Genomic DNA, 8,953 nt, shown 5'->3' with positions numbered 1-8,953 from the left:
CGTTCTCCTCGCGCTCGGGCCGGATCTCACTCCGGACGGGTTGCCCACGGTGGACCAGGTCTGGTCCACCGTGACGGGCCCGGATGACGGGTCACTGTTTCTGGCGGTTCTTGGCGTAGCAGGGTGGGCGGCATGGGCGTTCATGTCCGTGTCCCTCATACTGGAGATCGCCGCGAAAATCAGGGGCGTGCGGGTGCCGCAGGTGCGCGGGCTCGGGCACTCACAGGCCGCAGCGAAAGGTCTGGTCGCCGGGGCTGCACTGCTATTCGTTGCCGGACCGGTCGCAGCACACGCGGCGCCGGTCACGCCGACCACCGTCGCTGCATCGACAGCCGCCGGCGCCTCCGCTGAGGCCATGCCGGCGGCGTCGTCGGAGGCGACAGCGGAAACTACGGGGCACCGAGTCCAGCCGGCGACTCGCTCTGGTCGCTGGCAGCCGAGCACCTCGGTTCCGGCGATCGGTACCACGAGATCGTCGATCTGAACCAGGACATACTGGAGGGGAGCCCCGATCGACTCGAGGTCGGGATGGCCATCCGGATCCCCTCGGCTCAACGGGTCGTCGAGAAGCCAGCACCGCACACCGTCACTGTCAAGGCCGGCGAGACACTGTCCTCGATCGCCAAACGTGAGCTCGGATCTGCCCAGGAGTACCCCCGCATCGCTCAGGCGACACGGGGAATCACGCAGGCAGACGGAGAGCGGCTCGTCGATGTCAACAACATCCACCCAGGGTGGAGGCTGCGCGTACCTGCCTCGATGGTCCCCAACACCGCAGGGGGCGCGGACCAGGCTCCGAACCCGCCGGCTGCTCGGAGTGTTGCCCCGGAGCGGCCCGCGCCAGGTGCGGCGGCGGACAGCAGCCAGGACCTGGCGGCGAGGGGAGCACGCGTCGGAGTGAGCGGAGGTGCAGCATCAGGCGCCGCCCGGCTGCACGGTGACGCTCCGACGCGGACCGATCGTGTCGACGTCCAGCAGGAGCCACTCACCGATGCCCACAAGCAAGGGCCCGCAGCGGGCTGGATGCTAGCCGGCCTCACAGGCGGGGGTGCGGTCCTCGCCGGGTCGGCGCTGCTGGCGCTGCGGCGACGCCGACGGGCGCAGTTCCGCGCTCGGCGTCCCGGTCGCACGATCGCGACCCCAGAGGCCTCCGTGGTGCCGGTGGAGAAGACGGTCGTGGCAGTCGGAGCGACGTCCGCGCCGACTGTGGAGCAGATGGACAGCCTGCTACGGGGGCTCGCCGCTCGGGCCGCTGACGCAAATACGGCTCTGCCGCCGCTCGCCGCTGTCGAGCTTGGCAAGACCGAGATTGTGCTGCACCTGAGCGCCGCAAGCACCCTGCCCGAACCCTGGAACGGCACCGAGGATCAGATGCACTGGTCGTGCTCGACGGCTCAGGATCTCGAGGATCCCGCCGTCGCGAGCGATGACCAGCCAGCGCCGTACCCGCTCTTGGTCACCGTGGGTGAAGGCGACGACGGCCACGTGTGGCTGCTGAACTGCGAGGAGATTGCAGCGATCACCCTGACAGGGAGCAGCGCTCCCGTTCAGGACTTCGCGCGCTACGTCGCCGCGGAGCTGGCGCTCAATCCTTGGTCGGCCGGCGTCACGGTCGATTGCGTGGGCATCGCCGAAGAGGTGGGATCACTGAACCCTGAGCGCATCCGCTACCACGAGTCATCGGCGGGAGCCGCCCCGAGGCAGTTGCCGACGCGGTCGAGATGATCCAGCGCGCCGACTCGGCAGGTGTCGAGGTTGCGAAGGCTCGCGCGGGCAAGGCCGACGACGACGTGTGGGCAGCACGCCTCCTCCTGCTGAACGGCAGCGACGATCCCAAGGCAATCGACCAGCTGCTCGAGCTCGTCGACCAGCACCCAGGAAAGACAGGCACGGCGATCGTGGTGTCCAACGGACAGGCGGCTGAAAACGGGACAACCCTCGAGCTCGCCGGCGACGGCCGGTTGCGGATGCCGAGCGCGGGCCTCGACCTCATGGCCGTCGGTCTGACCAGCGAGGAGGCGAGGGGTTGCGCAGCGCTCTTCGCCCAGAGCGAGACCCTCGACGACGTCGAGATTCCGAGCGACGAGCAAGCCACCGAGGGTTGGCGTTCCTTCACCAACGAAGCCGGCGCCTCCGCCCGCAGCACGCCAAGCCACGCGAGGGCGGTGACGACCGCACCGACGGCAGCGTCCTTGACGCCCAAGACGCCGAGTACGTCCACGCGGCTGCGACCACCGAGCAGGACCTCAAGAGCCTCGCGCCCCAGGTCCCGCCGCAGCTGCGCGCCGAGATCGAGGCCGCCGACCCGACCCTCGACGAGGATGTCGCAGCGTGGCTTGATGACAGCTGCCCACTCCCACGACTGAGCCTGCTCGGGCCGGTGCGCGCCCGGGCTCACGGCAGTGCGGTCGCGGTAGCCAAGCGGAAGCCGTACGCGACCGAGCTGCTGGCGTACCTGGCGACCAGACCGTACGGGGCGACACCGGCGCAGCTGGCCGACGCCTTCAACCTCAGTGATGGACGTGCCCGCACAGACATCAAGATGGTCCGTGACTGGCTCGGAACCAACCCACGCACCGGCAATAAGCACCTGCCGAACGCGCGCGAGTCCCAGGCAGCCAAAGCGCGTGGCGTCGGCGTGTACGAGGTGGAGGACGTGCTGGTCGACGCGGACCTATTCCGCCGCCTCCGAGCCCGTGGCGAGTCCCGCGGACAGGAGGGCATCGGCGATCTGCTGCGCGCACTCCAGCTCGTAGAAGGACGACCCTTTGACCAGCTACGGCCCGGAGGTTGGGAGTGGCTGGCCGACGGTGACCGGATCGATCACCACCTGACGGCCGCCGTCGTCGACGTTGCGCACATGGTCACAACGTCATGCCTGGCGTCCGCGGACCTGGTTCGTGCTCGCGCGGCCGCGGAGATTGCCACGGTCGTCGCGCCGGACTCCGAGATTGCCAAGCTCGACCTGGTTGCGGTGTTCGAAGCCGAAGGACATCGCGCCGAGGCCGAGCGCATCTTGCGCGACGAGGTCTGCAACCGGTCCGACGATGGAGGAGCGCCGGCGGAGCTGTCGGAACGAACCGAGACGATCATCCGCAACCACGAGTGGCTCGACCCCGACCGCGCCGCCAGCTGATGACCAACCGAGCCGACCGGCGCACCGTTCGGGCGTGATCACGCCGCGGCGATGGCGGATGAGGCCGAGCGGCTGCTGGGCTTGGTCGAAGCCGCACTCGACACCGTGCCTTGGTCGACGACCGACCACGCTGCAACCGCACTGACGCGAAGGGGTGAGCTCGCATGACGTGGGCAATGATCGAGTGGATGGCCTGGATGATGGCAGCCATGGCGGTCCTGGCAGGAACTGTCTTCTTGCTCGTCTGGAGCGGGACTGTCCGGTTATCGGTGTAACCGGCGTACTTGGTTACAGGTTCTCGGCCGCGGGCATGCGGTCGGCGAAGGTCACGGCGAACGCGTTCAGGGCCGGCTTCCAGCGCATGGTCCAGCGTGCCTGACCGGTGCCCTTGGGGTCCAGGGACCGGGTCACCAGGTAGAGCGTCTTGAGCGCGGCCTGCTCGGTTGGGAAGTGGCCCTTGGCGGTGACCGCGCGCCGGTAGCGGGCGTTCAAGGACTCGATCCCGTTGGTGGAGCACAGAACTCGGCGGATCTCCACGTCGTAGTCCAGGAACGGCACGAACTGCTCCCACGCATCACGCCACAGCCGTGAGATCGCGGGATACATCGCCGCCCAGGTCTCCTCCAACTGCTCGAACGCCGCCCACGCCGCCTTGACTTTGACAGGTTGTTCTGGCCCCACTGTGACGGTCTGTTCTGGCCCCACTGGCGACGCGCCGGGGTGGTTGTGACGGTTTGATCTGGCCCCACCTCAGCCTTGGCCCATCGAAGGCTTTCGAGGGATCGGGGTTGGGATGGGATCACGGGTGGAGCTGTTCGCTGCGATTCGTCGGGACGCGAGGGTCGAGGAGGTCTCGATCCGTGAGCTCGCGCGCCGGCATGGGGTGCACCGGCGCACGGTGCGGTTGGCGCTGGAGTCTGCTGAGCCGCCGCCGCGGAAACGGCCGGTGCGGGCCTCGCCCCGGTTGGACCCGTTCAAGGACGTCATCGACGGGATGCTGCGCTCGGACCTGGACGCACCACGGAAGCAGCGGCATACCGCGACCAGGATCCTGGCCCGGCTGGTCGAGGAGCACGACGCGTGCGGGCTGTCGTACTCCACGGTGCGGGACTATGTGCGCGTCCGCCGCGCACAGATCGACCTGGAGGGCGGCCGACGGGTCGAGGCGTTCATCGCGCAGGAGCACGCGCCCGGTGCCGAGGCGGAGGTCGACTTCGGCGAGGTGTGGGTGGTCATCGACGGGGTCCGCACCAAGTGCTACATGTTCGTGCTCTGGTTGGCGCACTCGGGCAAGGCGATCCACCGGGTCTACCCGACCCAGGCGCAGGAGGCGTTCCTGCAAGGGCACGTGGAAGCGTTCGAGGCGATCGGCGGGATCCCGGTCCGGCACATCAAGTACGACAACCTCACCTCGGCGGTGTCCAAGGTCATCCACGGCCCCGGCCGCGCCCGGCAGGAGTCGGATCGGTGGGTGTTGTTCCGGTCGCACTACGGCTTCGACGCGTTCTACTGCCAGCCCGGGATCGAGGGCGCGCACGAGAAGGGCGGCGTCGAGGGCGCGGTCGGCTGGTTCCGCCGCAACCACCTGACCCCGATGCCGCAGGTGACCTCGCTGGATGAGCTGAACGAGCGCATCCGGGTCTGGGAGGCCGCCGATGAGGACCGGCGCATCACCGGCCACGCGAACACGATCGGGCAGGACTTCGCCACCGAACGAGACCTGTTGCGGCCGTTGCCCGTTGAACGGTTCGACCCCGGGCTGGTACTGCGGCCGCGGGTGGACCGCTCGAGCATGATCACCGTGCGGATGGTGAAGTACTCCGTCCCGGCGCACCTGATCGGCCACCGGGTCCGGGTCTCGCTGCGTGCCTCCGAGGTGGTCGTGTTCGAAGACCGGGCCGTGGTCGCGGTCCACCCCAGGGTTGCGGCCCGTACCGGGCACGTCGTGGTCCTGGATCACTACCTGGAGGTGCTGCGGCACAAACCCGGCGCGCTACCCGGCTCGACCGCGCTGGCCCAGGCCCGCGCCGCTGGGGTGTTCACCTCCGCGCACGAGGCGTTCTGGGCGGCCTCCCGCAAGGTCAACGGTGACGCTGACGGTACCCGGGAGCTGGTCGAGGTCCTGCTGCTGCACCGCTCCCTCACAGCCGCCGATGTCACTGCCGGGATCAGCGCCGCCCTGTCCGTGGGCGCGGTCACCGCCGACGTCGTCGCGGTCGAGGCCCGACGCCACGCCACGACTACCGGTGCGACTGCCGCTGCCGCCGGCGGTGGGGGTGGGGCCACCGGCGGCCGTCACCCGGCTGCTCGCACCGGTACGCCCGAGCAACGCGTTGTCTCCCTGACCCAGCGCCGGCTGACCGACCCGGCCTCGGTCATCGCCGGCCTCCCACCGGACACCCGCCCGATCCCGTCCGTGGCCGCCTACGACGAGCTGCTCCCACGCCGGGCCGCCCGCACCACCGACACCGCCCAGGAAGCGAGCACCAGCTGATGGCACCGACCGCACCCGCGACCACGATCACCCCCACGCTGCGCCGCCGACGCGGCCTGACCGAGGAAGCCGCCGTCGCCGCGATCGACCAGGCCTGCCGCCGGCTGCGGCTGCCCACCATCCGGGCGCTGGTCGACGAAGCCCTCGCCGTCGCGACCAAGGAACAGCTGACCTACCAAGGATTCCTGGCCGAGCTGCTGCTGGCCGAGGTCGACGACCGCGACCGCCGCTCCTCTGTGCGCCGGGTCAAGGCCGCCCAGTTCCCCCGCGACAAATGGCTCGGCGACTTCGACTTCGACGCCAACACCGCGATCAACCCCGCCACCGTGCACGAGCTCGCCAAAGGCGACTGGATCCGCAAAGGCGAACCACTGTGCCTGATCGGCGACTCCGGCACCGGCAAGTCCCACCTCCTCATCGGCCTGGGCACCGCCGCCGCCGAGCAAGGCCACCGCGTCCGCTACACCCTCGCCACAAGGCTGGTGAACGAGCTCGTCGAAGCCGCCGACGAGAAGGTCCTGGCCAAGACCATCGCCCGCTACGGCCGCGTCGACCTGCTCATCATCGACGAGCTCGGCTACATGGAGCTCGACCGCCGCGGAGCCGAGCTCCTGTTCCAAGTCCTCACCGAACGCGAAGAGAAGAACAGCATCGCCATCGCCTCCAACCAGTCCTTCTCCGGCTGGACCGACACCTTCACCGACCCCCGCCTGTGCGCCGCGATCGTCGACCGCCTCACCTACCACGGCACCATCATCGAAACCGGCACCCACTCCTACCGCCTCGCCAACAGCCGAGGGCAAGCACAGGGCTGAGCTTCTCGTCCCTATTGACGCCACTCGACGCTGGCGAGACACTTTCGCCAGCGCGGAGGCTCTGTCGGCGGCTCCGCCACAGACAGGGGTGGTTCAAGTTGGCACGACTTCGTAAACCCACAGCAACGTTCCTCGTCGGCGCAGCCTTCTTCGGCTCGACGACCGTCCTCAGCACCTCGCCCGCATTCGCCGTCTGCTACACACCCGGTGTGGCGACGTCCTTCAACGTCAACTTCGAGGGGTCCTACCTCGGATCCTCATACTGGGCGGATGCCGTTTCCTACGCCATCAACCAGTGGAATGCCACGAGATCGCAGGGCACCGGCGTCTTCATCTACCGCAACGAATCGGAGCGTTACAACACGATCCGCATGGAGTCGTACGCCGACAACTGGTACGGCCTATACAACGGAAATGGGATCACGTTCAGTGCGAAACTGAACATTCGCACGATTGGGCCGGCCGCGACAGACGATCGACGGTGGGTCACGAGCACTTCATCGCACGAGTTCGGGCACGCCCTCCGGATGGGAGACAACCCGTCGACCATCTACAACTCCATCATGAAGCACAGCCGCAACCGGGACGTGGTCTACGGGCCGGCCGGCTACGACATCGGTGAGGTGAAGCGATGCAACTAAGCCGTCGAGGAACCCGCGCGGTGGTCGTGTGTGCGGTTCTCGCTCTGACAGCGTGCTCGTCGGGCGGCCACGGTGGATCCGACGAAATTCACGCGGACTACCCGTCATACGCGTCAATAGACGAGCTGGCGTCAGCCTCCCCGGTGATCGCCCGGTTCAAAGTGTCATCCACAGTCCGCGAGTCGACCTTGCAACCCGCCGGGACCGCGACCGGGGGTGAGATCCCCATTACCCTTCGCCCGAGCACGGTTACCGAGGTTCTCGCCGGGGACCTTCGGGTGGGTCAGACGATCAACCTGAGCCGGCCAGGGAAGCTCGATGAGTCGATAGAGGGCATGGAAGACGTGGAGCCGAACAAGGAGTATCTCTTGTTCGTGGAGGCTTACCCTGACGGTCGGGCCTCGATTATCGGTGGTGACGAGGGAATCTTCAAACCCGCCCAGGCCGGCGCGGCCTTCACATCGAAGAAGTTTGGCACCGTCACTGCGAACACACTCCAGTCAGCGGCACGCAAAGCGCATCCCTAACTGGGTGAACCGGCAGCGCCAGGACGCGCATCTAGATTGAACGGGCGTACATCGACGATCGAACGAACTGTGCACTACTCCATGCGGCCCTCGGCGTGAAGCCGAGGGCCGCATGATCTACGTCTACGGCGATTCGGCGCGCCTCCGCGCGGGTCTGTCTGGGAGCGGCAGGCCCGGATCGGGCGTGGTTCAGCTGACCCTCCATCCGGAGGTTGCGACGTTCGAAACTACCGGGCACCTTCCTCTACGACGGTCATCGCCCGAACCGCGCTCGGCGTAGGGCGGGGCCACATCGAGCCGTCAGGCTGGGGCCAGTTCGCCTTGACATAGTCACCGCCTCCTGCGACGGTGCGGTGTAGATCGGGCGCAGGTCCTTGGCCATCGCCTCCCAGTACTTCTTGGAGGCGTACCGGACGGACCCGCGGATCAGGTGGATGATGCAGGTCTGGACCGTGGCCAGCGGGAACACCGCGTTCGCTGAGTCCGGCAGCCCCTTCAGTCCGTCGCACACGATGAAGAACACATCGGCCACGCCACGGTTCTTGATCTCGGCCAGCACGCTCATCCAGAACTTCGCTGACTCCCCGTGCCCGGCGGTGCCGGCCCATAGCCCGAGCACGTCGCGCCGACCCTGCAGGTCGACCCCGATCGCGGCGTAGAAGGGCCGGTTGCCGACCTGGCCGTCACGGACCTTGACGTAGATCGCGTCGATGAAGATCGCCGCGTAGACCGGCAGCAGCGGCCGGGCGCACCACTCGCTCATCTCGTCGATGACGCGGTCGGTGATCACCGAGATGCGGTCCTTGGACAGCGAGGCGCCGTAGACCTCGGCGAAGTGCGCGCTGATCTCACCAGTGGTCAGGCCCTTGGCGTACAACGACAGCACGACGGTGTCGACGTCACCCAGGCGGCGTTGTCGCTTCTTGACGATGACCGGTTCGAAGCTGCCGTCCCGGTCCCGTGGGACCTCGATCGTGACCGGGCCGACGTTGTCGGTCAGCACCGTCTTGGCCCGGGTGCCGTTGCGGGAGTTACCACCATCACGGCCCTCGACCGCGTGCTTGTCATAGCCCAGGTGCTCGCTCATCTCCTCATCGAGCGCGGTCTCCAGCACGGTCTTGGTCAACAGCTTCAGCAGTCCGTCCGGGCCGGTCAGGTCCTCACCACGCGCCCGGGCGGCACGGACCAGCTGCGCTACCGCGGCTCGCTCGGACATCACCGCCGCGGGCTGTTCCGCCGGCCGAACCCGCTCGTGATCATCGACATGGTCAGCGCTGTCATCATCTTCAGGCGACACAGTCGCCAGTGTCTCGGTCATCACAGACCTTCCTCGCCAACCA

General features: G+C 67.9%; 7 protein-coding genes and 3 pseudogenes. 7 read left to right on the top strand and 3 right to left on the bottom strand.

Annotated features, from left to right (window positions below; genetic code table 11):
- Nucleotides 1-484, top strand: a pseudogene (locus VV01_RS24570) (hypothetical protein); the annotation flags it as partial.
- A gap of 677 nt (nt 485-1,161) precedes the next feature.
- Nucleotides 1,162-1,725, top strand: a complete 564-nt coding sequence (locus VV01_RS24565) for a hypothetical protein (RefSeq protein ID WP_231635360.1) — start codon at nt 1,162-1,164, stop codon at nt 1,723-1,725.
- Here VV01_RS24565 and VV01_RS23665 read toward each other — a convergent pair.
- Nucleotides 1,668-2,090 (bottom strand): hypothetical protein, encoded by a 423-nt coding sequence (locus VV01_RS23665; protein WP_157509270.1) that lies wholly within the window; start codon nt 2,088-2,090, stop codon nt 1,668-1,670. The genes VV01_RS24565 and VV01_RS23665 overlap by 58 nt on opposite strands.
- Before the next feature lie 290 nt (nt 2,091-2,380).
- Here VV01_RS23665 and VV01_RS22065 point away from each other — a divergent pair, with 290 nt between their 5' ends.
- Complete coding sequence (locus VV01_RS22065) at nt 2,381-3,136, top strand: hypothetical protein (RefSeq protein ID WP_157509269.1); 756 nt, start codon at nt 2,381-2,383, stop codon at nt 3,134-3,136.
- Between the two features lie 288 nt (nt 3,137-3,424).
- Here the strand turns inward: VV01_RS22065 and VV01_RS22060 are convergent.
- A pseudogene (locus VV01_RS22060) lies at nt 3,425-3,787 on the bottom strand (transposase); the annotation flags it as partial.
- Nucleotides 3,788-3,929: 142 nt separating this feature from the next.
- Between VV01_RS22060 and istA the strand changes: the two are divergent.
- The 4 genes from istA to VV01_RS22040 all read left to right on the top strand — a co-directional run bounded on the left by istA (nt 3,930) and on the right by VV01_RS22040 (nt 7,613).
- Nucleotides 3,930-5,630: an IS21 family transposase gene (gene istA / locus VV01_RS22055; RefSeq protein WP_050672094.1), complete on the top strand. Its 1,701-nt coding sequence runs from the start codon at nt 3,930-3,932 to the stop codon at nt 5,628-5,630.
- Nucleotides 5,630-6,445, top strand: coding sequence for an IS21-like element helper ATPase IstB (istB, locus tag VV01_RS22050; protein ID WP_050672095.1), 816 nt, complete (start codon nt 5,630-5,632; stop codon nt 6,443-6,445). Before istA ends, istB begins: the two co-directional genes overlap by 1 nt.
- Nucleotides 6,446-6,543: 98 nt before the next feature.
- Nucleotides 6,544-7,086 (top strand): zinc metalloprotease, encoded by a 543-nt coding sequence (locus VV01_RS22045; protein WP_050672096.1) that lies wholly within the window; start codon nt 6,544-6,546, stop codon nt 7,084-7,086.
- 143 nt (nt 7,087-7,229) lie between these two features.
- The gene (locus tag VV01_RS22040; protein WP_050672097.1) at nt 7,230-7,613 is read left to right on the top strand and encodes a type 2 periplasmic-binding domain-containing protein; all 384 of its coding nucleotides are present in this window, start codon (nt 7,230-7,232) and stop codon (nt 7,611-7,613) included.
- 334 nt (nt 7,614-7,947) lie between these two features.
- Here VV01_RS22040 and VV01_RS22035 read toward each other — a convergent pair.
- A pseudogene (locus tag VV01_RS22035) lies at nt 7,948-8,829 on the bottom strand (IS256 family transposase); the annotation flags it as partial.
- Nucleotides 8,830-8,953: the final 124 nt, after the last annotated feature.

Source organism: Luteipulveratus halotolerans (assembly GCF_001247745.1).
Classification (GTDB): Bacteria; Actinomycetota; Actinomycetes; order Actinomycetales; family Dermatophilaceae; genus Luteipulveratus; species Luteipulveratus halotolerans.
The sequence above is the reverse complement of the archived record's forward strand: the minus strand, read 5'-3'. Positions and strand labels throughout refer to the sequence as shown.

What these genes read in the sequence shown, in the direction of transcription:
- istA (WP_050672094.1), top strand. Translation starts at nt 3,930, where the DNA reads ATGGGATCACGGGTGGAGCTGTTCGCTGCGATTCGTCGGGACGCGAGG.
- istB (WP_050672095.1), top strand. Translation starts at nt 5,630, where the DNA reads ATGGCACCGACCGCACCCGCGACCACGATCACCCCCACGCTGCGCCGC.